Source organism: Embleya sp. NBC_00888 (assembly GCF_045207655.1).
GTDB lineage: Bacteria > Actinomycetota > Actinomycetes > Streptomycetales > Streptomycetaceae > Embleya.
Genome location: NZ_CP108784.1, coordinates 4,182,985 through 4,199,183 on the forward strand (window position 1 = coordinate 4,182,985; position 16,199 = coordinate 4,199,183).

The window sequence follows — 16,199 nt, forward strand, 5'->3', positions numbered from 1 at the left end:
ATCGGGGTGTGGCGCAGCTTGGTAGCGCGCTTCGTTCGGGACGAAGAGGCCGTGGGTTCAAATCCCGCCACCCCGACTCGGATTGGAGACCCTTCCGGAATTTCCGGAAGGGTCTCCTTTTTGCGTCCTCGCGCTCTTCGGGGGTGATGAAGGGCGCGGCAGGCAGCAGGATCAACAGCAGCCATGGCTCCACCAGGACCGGCGCGCCGAGGTCCGTGTGGGCCGCCGCCTTGCCGACCCGGCCGCGGGGCTTCCTGTTCTGCTTCGAGGAATCGGACTTCTTGCCCTTCGTGCCCGGGGGCGCGGACCCGACCCGGGTCGGTTCGGCCGCCGGGTGCTCCTTGGCGTCAGGCTTGCCGGATGCTCCTTGGCGTCAGGCTTCAGGAGGCGGCGCGACCGGATCGCCTCGGTCCCCCGCGTAGCCCTGGAGCAGATAGCGGAGTGGGAGGTGGTCCAGCGTCACGGCGGCGTCGGCCACCGCGTGGCGGAACGCCTCCCGGAACGGCACGCCGAACATGCTGAGGGAGGTGCCCTCGCCGTCCAGGATGGTCTGGTGCAGCGGCGTGACCGCCATCTGCTGCTCGGTGTCGGCGAGGCGTCGGAGATCGGGGCCGTGCGCGGCGAGGCGGTCGGCCTGGGCGACCCCGCGGTCGCCGCCGCAGAAGACCCACCAGCGGCGTACGACCTCGTTCAGCGGCTCGATGTCGAGGGTGGCCGTGACCGCGCCGAGAGCCTCGCAGAATTCCTGGCCGAACCTGCGCCGGTCCTCGCCCGAGAGTGTGGCGTGGACGGCGGGACCCGTCATCTCCGGCGGACCGCTGCGGTGGTTCACCACGTGCGGGTCGAGTGCACCCATGGCTTCAAGTCTGGCCCCCGCGACGGTGCCACGGGAAGGGAACGCCGGCAACGTCGGAGAAGATCCGCCGCGCCGGCGAGTCCGCGCGAGTCGGGTCCGCCTCGTCGATGGCCGGTGAACTGCATGGTCACCATCTGGTTCCCCTCTCACCGAAAAGTGCGTTCTTCCACGTCAGCGCCCGGTCTCCTACGGTCTCCGAGTAACCGAAAGAGAGCGATCACGCCTCGATTCGTGGGAGCGGGCCGCGGCCCGCGGGACAAGGAGGCGGGCAACATGGCCATCACCCTGCTGAACCCCGGCGGACTGCCGGAGATCGACGTGTACCGGCAGGTGTCGATCGCGACCGGGTCGAAGCTGGTCTTCATCGCCGGACAGGTCGCCTGGGACGCCGACGGCGTCACGGCCGCCCCTGGCGACCTCGCCGCGCAGGTCGAACAGTGCTACCTCAACGTCGCCACCGCCCTGGCCGGGGCCGGGGCGACCTTCGACGACGTGGCGAAGCTGACCGTCTACGTCGTCGACTGGACGCCCGACAAGATGCCCCTGTTCCTGGACGGGCTGTCGCGGGCGGCCGTGAAGCTGGGCGTCACGCCGGTACCGCCGGGCACCCTGCTGGGCGTCGCGGCGCTGGACGTCCCCGAGCACCTGGTCGAGGTCGAGGCGATCGCCGTCATCGACTGAACCAGCACGCGGGGGTTGACGCCGCATGGTGTGAGTGATTGAGTACTCACATGAAGACGGAACCACGCCGAACACTCTCCACCGCCGACGAACGCCGCGAGACGGTGCTGCGCACCGCCATCGGGGCGTTCGCGGCGAAGGGGTACTACGGCACGACGACCACCGAGGTGGGCAAGGCCGCGGGCATCTCGCAGGCCTACGTGTTCCGGCTCTTCCCGAACAAGGAGAGCCTGTTCGTCGCCGTGGTCGAGTACTGCTTCCTCCGCGTCCGGGAGAGCCTGGAGCGCGGCGCGGCGGCGGCCGAGGGCAGCTCGCCCGAGGCGGTGCTGTCCGCCATGGGCGAGGCGTACGCCCGCCTGATCACCGACAACGACCTGCTCCTGGTACAGATCCACGCCCAGGCCGCGGCGGCTTCCGAGCCCGCCGTGCGCGATGTGGTGCGCACCGGGTACGCCCGGCTCGTCGAGTACGTGCGCGGTGCCTCCGGGGGCGACGACGCGCAGGTCCAGGAGTTCTTCGCCCGCGGGATGTTGTGCCACCTGGTGTCGGCGATCGGCGCCGACGAGGTGGACGCGCCGTGGACACGCACACTCGCGGCCGGCATCCGGCACTACTGACCCGTCCGAGCCACATCCCCACGTAACACCACACCACCGCCCGCGGTCGCCTTTTCAGGTCTCGCGAGTGAGTGTTTGATCAATCATCCAGCGCGCGATCTCGCGGCGCCTCGATCCACCCCACCACCACCCCCAAGGAGTCCCCCATGTTCGCCGCCGCCATCGCCATCCCGCTCGCCTTCTCGCCCGGCGGACACAGCCCGATCGGCATCGACGAGAAGGCCCCGGTCATCACCCGCGACGACATCACCATCCACGCGCCGCTGGACCGGGTGTGGCGGATCCAGACCGACGTCGAGGCATGGCCTGCCTGGCAGCCCGGCGTGAGCTCGGTGGTCAAGCAGACGCCGGGGCCGCTGCGTCCGGGATCGTCGTGGGTCTGGTCGACCGAGGGCCTGGAGGACATCACCTCCACGGTCAAGCAGGTCGACCCGAAGCGGCGCATCGTGTGGGGCGGGCCGGCCCAGGGCATCACGGCGGTCCACGTGTGGACGTTCACCAAGACCAAGGAAGGCGTGCGCGTCCACACCGAGGAGTCCTGGACCGGCGAACCCGTCGAGGCGAATAAGGAGTTCCTGCAGCAGGCGCTCGACGGCTCGCTCGACCACTGGCTGAACAACCTCAAGCGGCGCGCGGAACGCTGCGACTGACGCGGCGCTCGCGTGGCGCTCGTGCGCGGCCCCTTGGGGCGTTCTTTTTGCGACAAAGCATGATTGATCAATCACACACTATCGCCGCACCGAGACGACCTCGGAACAGGAGTCCCCCCATGTCCTCGGCACCCCTCGCCCAACCGGCGGACCCGCCCCCCATCGCCACGGATCCGGCCGCCGTCCCGGCCGGTCGGGTGCTGGCCGTCCTCGCGGCCGCGCAGTTCGCGGTGGTGCTGAGCACGTCGATCGTGAACGTCGCCCTGCCGCAGGTCCGCGACGGGATCGGCCTGTCGGGTGACGGGATGGCGTGGGTGGTCAACGCGTACGGCCTCGCCTTCGGCGCGCTGCTGTTGCCCGGCGGACGGCTCGCCGATCTGCTGGGCCGGCGCCGCGTCCTGCTCGCGGGACTCGCCGTCTTCACCGCCGCGTCGGTCGCGGCGGCACTGTCCACCGCACCGTGGTTGCTGATCGCCGCGCGGGCCACCCAGGGGCTGGGCGCCGCCGCGATCGCACCGGCCGCGCTGGCGCTCGTCATGCGGACCTTCGCACCGGGACCGGCGCGGGGCAAGGCGCTCGGCGTGTGGGGCGCGGTATCGGGAGCGGGCGGCGCCGCGGGCGTCCTCCTGGGTGGCGTGCTCACCGAAGCCTTCGGCTGGCGTGCGGTGTTCGTGGCGGTCGCGGTGCTCGGCGCCGCCGTGCTGGCCGCCTCCGCCCGGCTGCTGCCGGGCACACAACCGGCCGTGCACCACGGCACCCGCTCCTTCGACCTCCGCGGCACCGCGACGGTGACACTCGGACTGGTCGGCCTCGTCTACGGCCTGACCACCGCAGGCCGCGACGGCTGGACCGACCCCCGGGTCCTGACCGCGATCGCCGTCGCCATACCCCTGCTCGGCCTGTTCGCGCTGCTGGAACGGCGCCACAGCGCACCGCTGTTGCCGCCTCGCCTGCTCAGGTCCGAAGCGGTCACCCCGGCGAACCTCATGATGACGCTGCTGGGCGGCGTGTGGGTGGGCCTGTTCTTCTTCCTGCCGCTTTACCAGCAACAAGCCCTCGGATACACCCCCTTGCGGGCCGGGCTCACACAACTCCCGCTTGCCGTGGCCAACATGGTCGGCGCAGCCGCCGCACCACGGCTAGCCCGGCGGTTCGGACCGGGCGCCGTGCTCGCGGCCGGTATGGCCACCATCGCCGGCGGCTTCCTGTGGCTCTCCCGGATATCGGCGGACGGCAGCTTCCTCGGCGACCTCCTCGGCCCGACCGTCGTCGTCGGCCTCGGCCTCGGCGCCGCCTTCGTCCAACTCACCGGCGCGGCCGTCGCCGGAGTCCCGACCGCCGACGCGGGGTCGGCCGGCGGACTGGTCAACACCACACGGCAGATCGGCGGCGCGCTGGGGCTGGCCGTACTCGGCACCCTCGCCACCGCGCGCACCGATGCCGCCGGATCGGCGGTCCCCCACGAGGTCGCGCTCACCGACGGCTATCGCACCGCCTTCCTGGTCTCCGCGGGCATCGCCGCCGTCGGCGCCCTGCTGACTCCCCTGCTCACCCGGCGGACCACGCCGACTCCCTGAACTCCGCCTCGACCGAAGCACACCCCACACCACCTCGCCCGACCCGCAGACCCGAGAACCGCAGCCCGGAAGGAACCCGACATGGACACCACCGCCGCAGCCCGGCCCGCCGCCCGCAAGCCCTACCTCACCGGCCACTACACCCCCGTCGCCGACGAGATCACCGCCACCGGCCTGACCGTCGAAGGCACCCTCCCGCCCGAGCTCACCGGCAGCCTGCTCCGCGCCGGCCACAACCCCAAGCCCGGCGTCACCCCCAGCCACTGGTTCAAGGGCAGCGGCATGGTCCACGGCATCCGGCTCCGCGACGGCCGCGCCGAGTGGTACCGCAACCGCTGGGTGCGCACGCCGGCCCTGGACGGCGCGCCGTACATGACCGAGCACGGCCCGGACTTCACCGTCAGCACCGCCGGAACCCACGTCATCGAGCACGGCGGCCGACTGCTCGCCCTGTGCGAGTCGGCGCTGCCGTACGAGCTCACCCCCGAGCTGGACACCGTCGGCGCCTACGACTTCGGCGGCAAGCTGAAGTCCTTCATGACCGCGCACCCCAAGGAGGACCCGGCCACCGGCGAACTGCACTTCTTCGCGTCGTCGCCGTTCCCGCCGTTCCTCACCCACTACGTGGTCTCCCCGCAGGGCGATCTGACGCTCAGCCAGGACGTGCCCGGCGCATCCGCCGCGCTCAAGCACGATTTCGCGATCACCGAGGACTACGTCGTGTTCCTCGAAGGATCGGTCACCTTCGACCCCACGGAGGCCTCCGGCATCCCGTACGGCTGGAGCGACGCGCAGCCCTGCCGCGTCGGCGTCATGCCGATGGGTCCCGGCGGCGCGGCGAACATCCGCTGGTTCGACGTCGGCGCCGGATTCGGTATGCACTTCGCCAACGCGTACCAGGACGCCCTGGGCCGCGTCATCGTCGAGGGCGCGACCGTGGACCGCACCGGTTGGCAGCGCTCCTGGAACTGGTGGGTCGGCGCGCCGGGTCGCGGCGCCGAGCCCAACTCCGGTTCCCATGGCCGCCGGTGGACGATCGACCTGACCGAGGGCGTGGCCCGCGAGGAGCAGACCGACGACCTGATCGTCGAGTTCCCGACCATCAACGAGACGCTGCTCGGCCGGCCGCACCGCTACCAGTACGCGCTGGCCTTCCCGGACGACGACGGCGTCGGCAACCACACCTTCGTCAAGTACGACCGCGCCACCGGCGCCCGGCAGCTGCGCCCCGTCGGCGTCGGCCAACTCCCCAGCGAGGCCGTCTTCGTCCCCGCCGCGAACGCCGCCGCCGAGGACCACGGATACCTCCTCAGCGTCGTCGGCGATCTCAACACCGACAGCTCCCGGCTCCTGGTCCTCGATGCCCGCGACCTGACCGCACCCCCGGTCGCCACCGTCCACCTCCCCCGCCGGGTCCCCGCGATGATCCACGGCTCCTGGATCCCGGACGCCCGCTGACCCGCCCCTCCGACTCCCCCGCGGCCCCGCACACCGAGTGCGGGGCCGCGCACGTACCCAACACACGAAACAGCCCGCCCCGAGTCGTCACCGAGCAACGACCCCCGGACGCGTACGCCGTCCATGAGCCCGATCCGCTTGGGGCGGGTCAGTTCTCGTAGTGGTAGCGGCACTGCGCGATCAGAACCGTGTCCTCGGTGGCCTTGTAGATCAGTCGGTGCTCGTCGTTGATGCGGCGCGACCAGTAGCCCTGGAACCCGTGCTTGAGCGGTTCCGGTTTGCCGATCCCCTCGTTGCCCTTCCGGGAGATGTCCGCGATGAGCGTATTGATGCGCTTCAGGATCTTCCGGTCCTGAAGCTGCCACCACAGGTAGTCCTCCCAGGCGCGGGAAGAGAACGTGATCTTCATACGCCGCCGATCCTCACTCGTCGGCCGTCAGTTCGCGTACGGTGCCGCCGCCGTTTTCCAACTCGTCGATGGAGGCGAGCAGACGCCGGGCGTTCGCAGGGCTTCGCAACAGGTAGGCGGTCTCCTTCAGGGACTCGTAGTCCTCCAGGGAGACGATGACGACCGGGTCGTGTCCGGCTCGGGTGATGACAACCTCTTCGCGGTCGTCGTTGACGGAGTTGAGCACCTCGGCATACCGCGCGCGAGACTCGGAGTACGTCATGGTCTTCATGGTCCACCCTCCTCTAAGTACAAGAAACTGTACGTCGCTTGTGGTGGGGCGGCAAGTCTCCGCACGACACCCGCGGCCGGGTGCCCCGGACCCACGATCCGCGCACGCCAGACAACTCCGCCGTCACCAGGACCCGCGAGCGGTCCGAGGGCAGCGTCAGGGTTCGAGGAGGGCGGTCAGGACGACGGCGGGGTCTGCGTCCGGGGGGCCGGACGGGCACCAGGTGCCTCGGTCCTTGGTGTACGGGTACCACAGGCCGTCCCGGCCCAGGCGGAGTTGGGCGGCTCGGCCCTCGACGGTCCAGCGGTTGCGCCAGGAGCGGAGTCGGGGTGGTTTGCCGTCGGGCCAGTTCGCCCGCAGCGCCTCGCGGTCGCGTTCCAGGCGGGTGGCGGGTGGCGTCCAGTGGTTTTCCAGCACTTCCAGGGATGCCGCGCCGCCGTGCCGCCACGCGCGGGTGGCCGCGGCGAGTTCGCCGGGGGTACGGCCGCAGTTCGAGGAGATCCGGGTGAGAACCTCCGGCGTGGGGTGGGCGGCCGCCAGGCGGACGGCGTCCTGCCATTCCGTGAGCGGGACGGGTGGGGCGGTGTCGGCGTGCCGCTCGCCGAGGGCCGCGGCCAGCAGGTGATGGGCGCGCGTCGCGGCGTCGGCGGCGAGCAGTTCGAGCGCGGCGGGGTCCACACCGGGCTCCGGGACCGCCGAGTCCACCAGTGCGGGGCCTCGACCGGGCCGTTCGGGCAATGCCGGCGGCGCGGGCAGGGGCGGCGGTTCGGCGCGGGCGGCGAAGGCGAGACCGGCCGGATCACCGGCCCGGGCCGGAGGTACGGCCGGGCCCGCGCTCACCGCGTCGGCCGCGGCTTCGGCCGCCGCGCGAGCGGTGTTGCGACGGCCGAGTTCGTCCATCAGTTCCCGCTCGCCGCGCCCCCGCAGGAGCAGCAGCACGAAGGGGTCGCGGTCCAGCAGTCGGGCGACCTGGTAGCACAGCGCGGCGGCGTGCTTGCAGGGGTAACCCCAGTCGGGACAACTGCACTGGGGATCGAGGTCGCGGGGACCGGGCAGCAGCGGGACGCCGGCGGCCGCGGCGTCGTCGGCGAGTCCGGCGGGCATCTCGCCGTCGAGGAGAGCGGCGATGTTGGCGGCCCGCTCGGCGATCATGTCGAGCAGTTGGTCCCACTGTCGGTCCGTCAGCGGCTCGACCCGGATCCTGGAGCGATACGGGGTGCGGCGGCTACCTTGCACCGGGGCGGCGGCCGTGCCGCGGGTGATGGTGACCCGGCCCACCGCGCCGCCGCGCGCGTAGGTCCGGCCGCGCTGGAGGCGCCCGGAGTCCAGGGAGGACTCCTCCAGGGCGCGCAGCCATTCGCGGCCCCACCAGGACTCGGCGAACGGCGCTCGACTGCCCTTGGTGGACGGGAACGCCTCGAAGGTGCGGACGGCTTCCTGGTCCGACCGGGTGCGCTTGGTCATCGTCCCGTCCTTCGCGGCGTCACCGGCGTGGCCTCCTGGTCCGCCCCGGCACGCCCGGTCATCGTCCCGTCCTTCGCAGCGCGACCAGTTCGGCCAGTTCGTCGTCGCCGAGTTCGCTGAAGGCCGCCTCGCCCGAGTCCAGCACCGAGTCGGCGAGTTCGCGCTTGTGCCGCAGCATCTCCGCGACCCGGTCCTCCACGGTCCCCTCGGCGATCAGTTTGTGCACCTGTACCGGCTGGGTCTGTCCGATCCGATAGGCGCGGTCGGTGGCTTGGTCCTCCACCGCCGGGTTCCACCAGCGGTCGTAGTGGATGACGTGTCCGGCCCGAGTCAGGTTCAGGCCGGTCCCGGCGGCTTTGAGGGACAGCAGGAACACCTTCTTCTCGCCGCTCTGAAAGGCGTCGACCATCTCCTCACGGCGCTTGACCGTGGTGCCTCCGTGCAGGAAGAGCGTGTCCACGCCGCGCTCGGCCAGGTGACGCTCGATCAGCCTGCCCATGGCCACGTACTGGGTGAAAACCAGGGCCGATCCCTCCTCCGCCAGCACGGTGTCCAGGAGTTCGTCCAGGAGTTCCAGTTTCCCGGAGCGGCCCGGCAGCTTCGCGCCGGCCGGCTCCTTCAGGAACTGCGCGGGGTGGTTGCAGACCTGCTTGAGGCCGGTGAGCAGTTTCAGCACCAGACCGCGTCGGGTGATGCCCTGCTTCCCCTCGATCTCGGCCATCAGCTCGCGTACCAGTGCCTCGTACAGCGAGACCTGTTCCTTGGTCAGCGACACCGGCTGATCGGTCTCGGTCTTGGGTGGCAGTTCGGGCGCGATGCCCGGGTCGGCTTTGCGCCGGCGCAGCAGGAAGGGGCGAACGAGCGCGGCCAGTCGCCGGGCGGCCTGCTCGTCGCGGTCGCCCTCGACGGCCTTGGCATAGCGGTCGCGGAAGGAGGTGAGCGTGCCGAGCAGGCCGGGGGTGGTCCAGTCGAGCAGTGCCCACAGCTCGGACAGGTTGTTCTCGACCGGGGTGCCGGTCAGCGCGACCCGACCCCGCGAGGGGATCTCGCGCAGCGCCCGAGCGGTGTGCGCGTACGGGTTCTTGACATGCTGGGCCTCGTCGGCGACGAGCAGGCCCCAGGGCCGGTCCGCGAGGCGTTCGGCGTCGCGCCGCATGGTCCCGTAGGTGGTCAGGACGAAGCCGCCCTCGGCTCCCGTCCCAAGCCCGTCCAGGTCGCGGCCGGGGCCGTGGAAGCGGCGTACCGGGGTGGCCGGTGCGAAGCGCAGGATCTCGCGCTCCCAGTTGCCGAGCAGGGAGGCGGGACAGACCACGAGGGTCGGGCCGGCGGTGGCCTTTCGTTCCTGGCGGCGCAGGTGGAGTGCGATGAGGGTGACGGTCTTGCCCAGGCCCATGTCGTCGGCGAGGCAGCCGCCGAGGCCGAGCGAGGTCATCCGGTGCAGCCAGTTCAGGCCACGCAGTTGGTAGTCACGCAGGGTCGCGCGCAAAGCCTTCGGGGGCCCTTGAGGCTCGCGCGCGGCGCGGGCCTCGGGGTCGGCGATCCGGGACCGCAGCTCCTCCAGCGCACCGCTCGCGGTGACCGCCACCCGTTCGCCGTCCACCTCGACGCCGCCGGTCAGCGCGGCGCCCAGGGCGTCGATCGCGGTCAGCGGCGGTGTCCCGGACCGCGCGGCCCGGCGCAGGCGGCGGACCAACTCCGGGTCCACGACCACCCACTGGTCGCGCAGCCGCACGATCGGCCGGTGTGCCCGGACCAGCCGTTCCAGCTCCTCCTCGGTGAGTTCCCGGTCTCCGAGCGCGACCCGCCAGCGGAACTCCGACAGCCCGCCGGAGGACAGGAAGGACTCGGCCGAGGACCGTGTCCCCTTGCGACGGGCGGGTTCCAGGACCCCGGCGGCGGTCAGCTCGCGGACCAGCTCCTTGGGCCAGTGCACGGCGACCCCGGCCGCGGCAAGGCTCTCGGCCGCCTCACCCAGCAACGCCCGGGCCTCCTCGTCGGACAGCTCCAGGCCGGTCGGGGCGGCCGCCTCCAGCAGCCGCGCGGCCGGGGGCCAGGCGCGCGCGGCCCGGCGCAGCGTCAGCAATGTGTCCACCCGAGCCCGTGGGCCGAACAGTTCGGGGGCGAAGGCCCGGCCGGACCACAGATCCGCGGCGTCGGCGAGCACGGTGGGATCGCTCAGGCTGCGTAGTTGGACCACGGCTCGGAAGGCGTCCGCACGGCCCAGTTCCAGCCGCAACGACACCGCCAGACCGGCGTCGCGGCCGGCGGCGACCTCCGCCGCCCAGGCGCGTTGCCCGGGTACGGACTGCGGCGCTCGAACCGCGAACGCCGGCCCGCCGGCCACCTGGCGGGCAGCGGGAGGCCGCGTGAGGGAATCGGCCACGGCATCCAGAAAGGCCCGTAGCAGCGGCTCTGCCGGCGGAAGGGCAAGCGGGGAAAGCCCGGGGACCGCGACCGCGCGGGCCTCGGGAGGCATGGCCGCGGCCAGGGCACCCAGCCGCTCGTGGTCGTCGGCGTCCAGCGGGCCGACCCGCCACGCGTCGAAGCCCTCCGGTGACACCCCGGGCAGCACCCGACCCCGGGCCAGCAGGTCCAGAGCGTGCAGGGCCGCCGCGCCCCAGAACGCGGTGCCGGCCGACACCCGCCCGCCGCCGTCCACACCGAGCGCCCGGCAGCGGGTCAGCAGCGGCAGAGCCTGCTCCACCGGCAGCAGCACGGCGCCCACCCGGGCCCGGGTCACGGACGAACCGCGCGGGCGCACCACGGTGAGTTGCTCGGCTTCCACCCCGAGATCCGGCGGCTCGCCGCCGGACGTCCAGAACGCCACCCGTCCCGACCGGGGTGGATCCGCGGGAAGGAACACCGCCTCGGCTGCGGCCAGTTCGGGCAGCAGGGCAAGGAATCGCTCCCGGTCCGCAGCAGCCGACTCGGCGATGGCCGGCCCGCCGGATCCCGGCAGGCGTGGGGTCGCGGTTTCCGCCACCGGGTAGATCTTCGCCACTGCACCCACTCCTGGCACCTGTCCACAACTGGTCGCCACGGCTGTTCGGAACGGCGCGGAGTCCGCCCGCACCCTCGGCAGGCCAAGGCTACCTACACAGGTGGACAGGATGTGTCAAGAGCGGCTTGACCCACCCGGCGCAGTGCGCGACGACGGTGCCGGTACGCACCGCGGACGGCTGCGGCACATTGTTCGGCCGTGACCCCGCGCCGGTGCCGGAATCCGTCTCCGCATCGAGGAACGCTTCGCCGCGACCGCCGAGCCCGTACCCACCCAGCGGCTCGAGATCGCCCTGCGAGACACCGGTCCGCCGATCCGGCGCCGGATCACCCCGCCTGCCGACACCTCGAAGAGGCGGCACCGCTGCGGCGTCGGGGTGGCAACGATTGTGGAGCGATGGCGGTACCCGGGGCCTCCCGCTCGTGAGCTTCGGCCGCTTCCCACCCCGAAGCCGGCCGGCGGGATGTCCCGGAGCGGGTGTCTATGGTGGATCGGTCGACCGGCTTCGGCTCGCCCCGCCGGCCATCGTCGATCCGACCGTCGCAGTCTCCCCGAACGAGGTAGTGCAGCCATGCCGTCAGTCCGCGCGAGGTCGCGCCGTGTTGTTGTCGTCGAGGGGGCGTCGAGCGGGACGGACCGGGCGCCCGGGGCGGTGCTGACGCTGGTCGCGCTGTTCCTGGTGGCGATCAATCTGCGCGGGGCGATCACCGATGTGCCGCCGTTGCTCACCTCGATCCGGAACGATCTCGGGCTGTCCGGGGCCGCCGCCGGGGTGTTGACCGCGATTCCGGTGGTGTCGATGGGGGTGTTCGCGCCGCTCGCGCATCGGGGGGCGGCCCGGTACGGGTACGAGCGCACGGTGGCCGCGTCGGTGGTCGTGCTGCTGGTGGGGGTGCTGATCCGGCTGGGTGCGGCCTCGGTCGTGTTGCTCTTCCTGGGCACGCTGGTGGCCGGTGCCGGTATCGCGGTGCTGGGCGCGGCGCTGCCGGGTGTGGTCAAGACGCACTTCGCCGAGCGCGCGGGGGCGGTCACCGGGCTGTACAGCGCGGCGATAGGGGTCGGCGCGGCGGGTGCGAGCGCGCTCGCCGTACCGCTGTCGGAGGCGTTCGGGTCCTGGCAGCTCTCCCTCGGCGTGGTCGCGATCCCGGCGGTGCTCGGGCTGCTCGCGTGGTATCCGGTAATCCGGCGGACCGCGCCGGTGAGGAAGGTGCCCGCGGCGGGCCCGCGGGTCGACGCGAAGCCGGTGGCGGTCGCGCCGAGCGGTGGACCCGCCACCCGACCGGCCGCGGACGCCTCGCCGTGGCGTCGACCCGTCGCCTGGATCCTCGCCGTCTTCCTCGTCATGCAGACCACCGCCTACTACGGCGTGGTCGGCTGGGTCCCCGCCGCCTACGAGGAGCAGGGCTGGAGTGCCGAGCGCGCGGGCCTGTTGCTGTCCGTGTTCGGTCTCACCGGCATCGTCTCCGGTCTGGTGATCCCGCTGCTCGCGGACCGCTTCACCGACCCCAGGCCGCTGTTCGCGGTCACCGTCGCGGGTGCGGTGGCCGGCATGGGCCTGCTCGCGTTCGCGCCGGATCTGGCACCGTGGCCCACCATCGCGCTGCTCGGCCTCACCCTCGGCGGCGCGTTCCCGTTGATGCTGGTGATGCTCGTGCGCTTCGCGCCGAGCCCGGCGGCGGCCGGCCGACTGTCCGCGATGACGTTCCTGATCGGCTACCCGATCGCCGCCGTGTTGCAGATCGTCTTCGGCACGATCCACGACGCGACCGGCGAGTACACGGCGGTGTTCGGCGTGCTGTTCGCGATGACGCTGGTGGAACTCGTGGTCTGCCTCGGATTGAATCCCAAGCATGCCCGACACCCCTGACGCGCTGTCACCGCGAACCCACCCGACCGACGACCCGCCGGCGACGACCGACGCTCCCGACGACCCGTCACTGTCCGTCCTGCCCGCACGCTTTCGGGCCGTCCCGTACGTCTACGCCCGACACCCGCAGGCCGTCGCGCCCGGCGACCTGGCCGCGGGGGCCAACTGTCAGCTCTACGCGTATGCCTTCCTCGCCCACCACGGCCTGCGCGTGCCGCCGTTGCACTCGTCCGACCTGTGGGCCGACGACACCGCGACCGTCCGGGTGGTGGGCGAACCCGAGCCGCTGGACCTGCTCCTGTTCGACGCCGGCCCACGCCCGGACCGGGATCCGGGCTACGCGGCGCACATCGGGGTACACCTGGGCCCGGATCGGGTCCTGCACCTGTGCCAGGAGGTCGGCCGGCCCGCGATCTGGTCGTACGCGCAGTTCGCCGCCCGCCCGCGATACGCACGTCTGTTCGGAGTCAAGCGGTGCCGCCCGACGACGGAACAGAAGCAGCCCCTCCCGTAGTTGAATTGCGACATGCCCGCTCCCGAGAACAGCACCCCGAACGCCGCCTCGAACGCCGCTCCGAATCCGACCCGCAACGCCGCCCTGGACACCGCCGCGACCACCGGGTCCCCGTCGCCTGCCGGCTCGCCCCCGCCCGCCGTCCCGGCCTGGGAACGCCGCTATCGGGCGGCGCGGATCGGCCTGCCGCGCTGGGCCGACCACGCGCCGGCCAAGTCCGTCTTCGTCTCCAATGCCTCCGGCACCTTCGAGGTGTACGCGTGGGACCGGGTCAGCGGCGCACAACGCCAGGTGACCGATCGGCCCAACGGCACCGCGTCCTCCCGGATCAGCCCGGACGGGCGCTGGATCTGGTGGTTCGCGGACACCGACGGCGACGAGCTGGGCGTGTGGATGCGCCAGCCGTTCGACGGCGGCCCGGACGAGGTCGCGGTTCCCGGCCTCGAACCGTCCTACCCCGGCGGCCTCGGCCTGGCGAACGACGGCACCGTGGTGGTCGGGCGGATGACCGACGACGAGGGCTCCACGATCCACGTCGCGCGCCCGGGCGCCGAGCCGGTGACCGTGTACCGGCACACCGAGTCGGCGTGGTTGTCCGCGCTGTCCGAGGACGGCACCTACCTGGCCATCGCGCACAACGAGCACGGCGACGCGATGCACTCCTCGTTGCGCGTCCTGCGCCTGGACGGCACGCCGGTGGCCGACCTGCACGACGGCCCCGAGGGCGGCCAACCGGACTCCGACCTGTCCGCGATGGGCTTCTCCCCGGTCGCCGGCGACCAGCGCATGCTGGTCGTCCACCAGCGCCGCGGCCGGGACGAGCCGCTGTTGTGGGAGCCGCTGACCGGCGTCGAGACCGAACTCGACCTCGGCCTGCCCGGCGACCTGTCCGCCGACTGGTATCCGGACGGCCGGGCACTGCTGATCGACCACGAGCAGCACGGGCGCTCCGAGCTCTACCGCTACGACCTGGCGAGCAAGGAGCTCACCCGGATCGACACCCCGCCCGGCACCATCGGCGCCGCCGGTGCGCGGCCCGACGGCAGCGTCGAGTACCACTGGTCCAACGGCGCGACCCCGGCCGAACTGCGCTCGACCGCCGGCGACGTGCTGCTCACCCCGCCCGGCGAGCGGCCGCCCGGCTCGGTCCCGGTCTCCGACACGTGGGTCGAAGGCCCCGGCGGCAAGGTGCACGCGCTGGTGTCCAAGCCCGCCGGCGAGGGTCCGTTCCCGACCGTGTTCAACATCCACGGCGGACCCACCGCGCACGACGGCGACCACTTCGCGGCGGACGTCGCGGCCTGGGTCGACCACGGCTTCGCGGTGGTCCGGGTCAACTACCGGGGCTCGACCGGCTACGGCAAGGACTGGACCGACGCGCTGCGGGTGCGGATCGGCCTGATCGAGCTCGAGGACATCGGCGCGGTCCGGGCGTGGGCGGTCGAATCGGGCCTGGCCGACCCCGAGCGGATCGTGCTCTCCGGCGGCTCGTGGGGCGGCTACCTGACCCTGCTCGGCCTGGGCGTGCAGCCCGACGCGTGGGCGCTGGGGCTGGCCGCGGTGCCGGTCGCGGACTACGTCACGGCGTACCACGACGAGATGGACGTGCTCAAGGCGATGGACCGCACGCTGCTGGGCGGTACGCCCGAGGAGGTACCCGAGCGCTGGGCCGCCTCCTCGCCGCTGACCTACGTCGAACAGGTGCGGGTGCCGGTGTACATCAGCGCCGGCGAGAACGACCCACGCTGCCCGATCAAGCAGATCGAGAACTACGTCGAGCGCCTGGCGCAGCTCGGCAAACCGCACGAGGTCTACCGCTACGACGCGGGCCACGGCTCGCTGGTCGTCGAGGAGCGCATCCGGCAGATGCGCAAGGAGTTCGCGTTCGTGGACGGCGTGATCGGCCTGCCGATCCCGAACCCGGCGTAGTGGAGGACGGGGTCGGCGTACCGAACCGCGGGGCCCGGGCGTCGGATCCTCGACGCCCGGCCCCGCGAGCGCCGGGCCCGAACACCCCGCCCCGCCGGCCTCAGGTCTTGACGCCCAACTCCGCCAGCAACTCCGCTTCCCGCTCCTCGGCCCGGTCGTCCGCCTCCCGGCGGACCACCCGCCACCACACGAACACCGCGGCGCCCGCGAAGACGAACCACTGTGCGGTGTAACCCAGGTTCTGCCACGCGCGCCCGGAAATGCCGCCGCTCGCGGACTCCTTGCTCGGCGGCATCGGCGCGAGCGCGGCCGAGTCGGCGGCCGGGGTCTGCGCGGTCAGCGCGACGAAACCGTCGGTGAGCGGATAGGGCAGCACGTTGACCAGTTCGGGTGTGCTGATCATCGAGAGTTGGCCGGCCCGCAGGTCGGTGGCCCGGTCCGCGTTCGAGGTGTGCTCGGCCTCCGACCACTCCAACCGACCGGTGACGGTGACCGGCCCGGCGGGCGGCGCGGGCACGCTCGTGCCCTCGACCCAGCCCCGGTTGACGACGACCGCCGGGGCGCCGTCGACCAGCAGCGGGGTGACCACGTACGACCCCGTGCGTCCGTCGAGTCGGCGCCCGGGCACCACCAATTGCCGCGCCGCGTCATAGCTGCCGGTGACGGTGACCGAGCGGCCGCGGTCGGATCCCTCCACCCGGCCGCCGAGCGGCACGAGTTCACCGATCGGCACCGCGGGAGCCGAGGACACCTTCTCCCCGGTGCTCCCGCCTCCCTTGTGCTCGCCGTAGCGATGGAACTGCCACAACCCCAGCGCCGCGCACACCGGGACCGCGACGAGCACGATCATGTGGAAGACCAGCCAGCGCGGCTGGAGCAGGAACCGGTACACCCCCCAACGGTAA

General features: G+C 72.3%; 14 protein-coding genes and 1 tRNA gene. 9 read left to right on the top strand and 6 right to left on the bottom strand.

The window, feature by feature from the left end; all coding sequences use genetic code 11:
* The first annotated feature begins 2 nt into the window (after positions 1 to 2).
* Positions 3 to 76, top strand: a tRNA-Pro gene (locus tag OG948_RS17360).
* 297 nt (positions 77 to 373) lie between these two features.
* Here the strand turns inward: OG948_RS17360 and OG948_RS17365 are convergent.
* Entirely contained in the window at positions 374 to 856 is a 483-nt protein-coding gene (locus OG948_RS17365) for a DUF6247 family protein (RefSeq protein ID WP_406297435.1), read from the bottom strand.
* A 273-nt stretch (positions 857 to 1,129) separates the two neighbouring features.
* Between OG948_RS17365 and OG948_RS17370 the strand changes: the two genes are divergently transcribed.
* The 5 genes from OG948_RS17370 to OG948_RS17390 all read left to right on the top strand — a co-directional run bounded on the left by OG948_RS17370 (position 1,130) and on the right by OG948_RS17390 (position 5,839).
* Positions 1,130 to 1,537 (top strand): RidA family protein, encoded by a 408-nt coding sequence (locus OG948_RS17370; RefSeq protein WP_406297436.1) that lies wholly within the window; start codon positions 1,130 to 1,132, stop codon positions 1,535 to 1,537.
* A gap of 50 nt (positions 1,538 to 1,587) precedes the next feature.
* Complete coding sequence (locus OG948_RS17375; RefSeq protein ID WP_406297437.1) at positions 1,588 to 2,154, top strand: TetR/AcrR family transcriptional regulator; 567 nt, start codon at positions 1,588 to 1,590, stop codon at positions 2,152 to 2,154.
* 146 nt (positions 2,155 to 2,300) lie between these two features.
* Positions 2,301 to 2,804 (top strand): SRPBCC family protein, encoded by a 504-nt coding sequence (locus tag OG948_RS17380; protein ID WP_406297438.1) that lies wholly within the window; start codon positions 2,301 to 2,303, stop codon positions 2,802 to 2,804.
* 119 nt (positions 2,805 to 2,923) lie between these two features.
* The gene (locus tag OG948_RS17385; protein ID WP_406297439.1) at positions 2,924 to 4,381 is read left to right on the top strand and encodes an MFS transporter; all 1,458 of its coding nucleotides are present in this window, start codon (positions 2,924 to 2,926) and stop codon (positions 4,379 to 4,381) included.
* Between the two features lie 81 nt (positions 4,382 to 4,462).
* Positions 4,463 to 5,839, top strand: coding sequence for a carotenoid oxygenase family protein (locus OG948_RS17390; protein WP_406297440.1), 1,377 nt, complete (start codon positions 4,463 to 4,465; stop codon positions 5,837 to 5,839).
* 148 nt (positions 5,840 to 5,987) lie between these two features.
* Here OG948_RS17390 and OG948_RS17395 read toward each other — a convergent pair whose 3' ends face one another.
* The 4 genes from OG948_RS17395 to OG948_RS17410 all read right to left on the bottom strand — a co-directional run bounded on the left by OG948_RS17395 (position 5,988) and on the right by OG948_RS17410 (position 10,993).
* Complete coding sequence (locus OG948_RS17395) at positions 5,988 to 6,248, bottom strand: Txe/YoeB family addiction module toxin (RefSeq protein ID WP_406297441.1); 261 nt, start codon at positions 6,246 to 6,248, stop codon at positions 5,988 to 5,990.
* Between the two features lie 13 nt (positions 6,249 to 6,261).
* Positions 6,262 to 6,519 (bottom strand): type II toxin-antitoxin system Phd/YefM family antitoxin, encoded by a 258-nt coding sequence (locus tag OG948_RS17400; RefSeq protein ID WP_395866628.1) that lies wholly within the window; start codon positions 6,517 to 6,519, stop codon positions 6,262 to 6,264.
* 156 nt (positions 6,520 to 6,675) lie between these two features.
* Positions 6,676 to 7,983, bottom strand: a complete 1,308-nt coding sequence (locus OG948_RS17405) for an SWIM zinc finger family protein (RefSeq protein ID WP_406297442.1) — start codon at positions 7,981 to 7,983, stop codon at positions 6,676 to 6,678.
* Positions 7,984 to 8,041: 58 nt separating this feature from the next.
* A complete protein-coding gene (locus tag OG948_RS17410; RefSeq protein WP_406297443.1) occupies positions 8,042 to 10,993 on the bottom strand; it encodes a DEAD/DEAH box helicase in 2,952 nt (983 codons plus the stop codon).
* 562 nt (positions 10,994 to 11,555) lie between these two features.
* Here OG948_RS17410 and OG948_RS17415 point away from each other — a divergent pair.
* From OG948_RS17415 to OG948_RS17425, 3 genes are read left to right on the top strand one after another with little or no spacing between them, the layout of a single operon-like run.
* Complete coding sequence (locus tag OG948_RS17415) at positions 11,556 to 12,851, top strand: CynX/NimT family MFS transporter (RefSeq protein ID WP_406297444.1); 1,296 nt, start codon at positions 11,556 to 11,558, stop codon at positions 12,849 to 12,851.
* Positions 12,835 to 13,365, top strand: coding sequence for a cell wall hydrolase (locus OG948_RS17420; protein WP_406297445.1), 531 nt, complete (start codon positions 12,835 to 12,837; stop codon positions 13,363 to 13,365). Before OG948_RS17415 ends, OG948_RS17420 begins: the two co-directional genes overlap by 17 nt.
* A 12-nt stretch (positions 13,366 to 13,377) precedes the next feature.
* Complete coding sequence (locus OG948_RS17425; RefSeq protein WP_406297446.1) at positions 13,378 to 15,294, top strand: prolyl oligopeptidase family serine peptidase; 1,917 nt, start codon at positions 13,378 to 13,380, stop codon at positions 15,292 to 15,294.
* 100 nt (positions 15,295 to 15,394) lie between these two features.
* Here the strand turns inward: OG948_RS17425 and OG948_RS17430 are convergent, their stop codons facing one another.
* A complete protein-coding gene (locus tag OG948_RS17430) occupies positions 15,395 to 16,186 on the bottom strand; it encodes an SURF1 family protein (protein WP_395866604.1) in 792 nt (263 codons plus the stop codon).
* Between the last annotated feature and the right edge of the window lie 13 nt (positions 16,187 to 16,199).

Excerpts from the sequence above, each read along its gene's own strand:
- OG948_RS17395 (WP_406297441.1), bottom strand. The coding sequence starts at position 6,248 with ATGAAGATCACGTTCTCTTCCCGCGCCTGGGAGGACTACCTGTGGTGG.
- OG948_RS17390 (WP_406297440.1), top strand. The coding sequence starts at position 4,463 with ATGGACACCACCGCCGCAGCCCGGCCCGCCGCCCGCAAGCCCTACCTC.
- OG948_RS17420 (WP_406297445.1), top strand. The coding sequence starts at position 12,835 with ATGCCCGACACCCCTGACGCGCTGTCACCGCGAACCCACCCGACCGAC.
- OG948_RS17375 (WP_406297437.1), top strand. The coding sequence starts at position 1,588 with ATGAAGACGGAACCACGCCGAACACTCTCCACCGCCGACGAACGCCGC.
- OG948_RS17385 (WP_406297439.1), top strand. The coding sequence starts at position 2,924 with ATGTCCTCGGCACCCCTCGCCCAACCGGCGGACCCGCCCCCCATCGCC.
- OG948_RS17415 (WP_406297444.1), top strand. The coding sequence starts at position 11,556 with ATGCCGTCAGTCCGCGCGAGGTCGCGCCGTGTTGTTGTCGTCGAGGGG.
- OG948_RS17405 (WP_406297442.1), bottom strand. The coding sequence starts at position 7,983 with ATGACCAAGCGCACCCGGTCGGACCAGGAAGCCGTCCGCACCTTCGAG.
- OG948_RS17370 (WP_406297436.1), top strand. The coding sequence starts at position 1,130 with ATGGCCATCACCCTGCTGAACCCCGGCGGACTGCCGGAGATCGACGTG.
- OG948_RS17400 (WP_395866628.1), bottom strand. The coding sequence starts at position 6,519 with ATGAAGACCATGACGTACTCCGAGTCTCGCGCGCGGTATGCCGAGGTG.
- OG948_RS17365 (WP_406297435.1), bottom strand. The coding sequence starts at position 856 with ATGGGTGCACTCGACCCGCACGTGGTGAACCACCGCAGCGGTCCGCCG.
- OG948_RS17380 (WP_406297438.1), top strand. The coding sequence starts at position 2,301 with ATGTTCGCCGCCGCCATCGCCATCCCGCTCGCCTTCTCGCCCGGCGGA.
- OG948_RS17425 (WP_406297446.1), top strand. The coding sequence starts at position 13,378 with ATGCCCGCTCCCGAGAACAGCACCCCGAACGCCGCCTCGAACGCCGCT.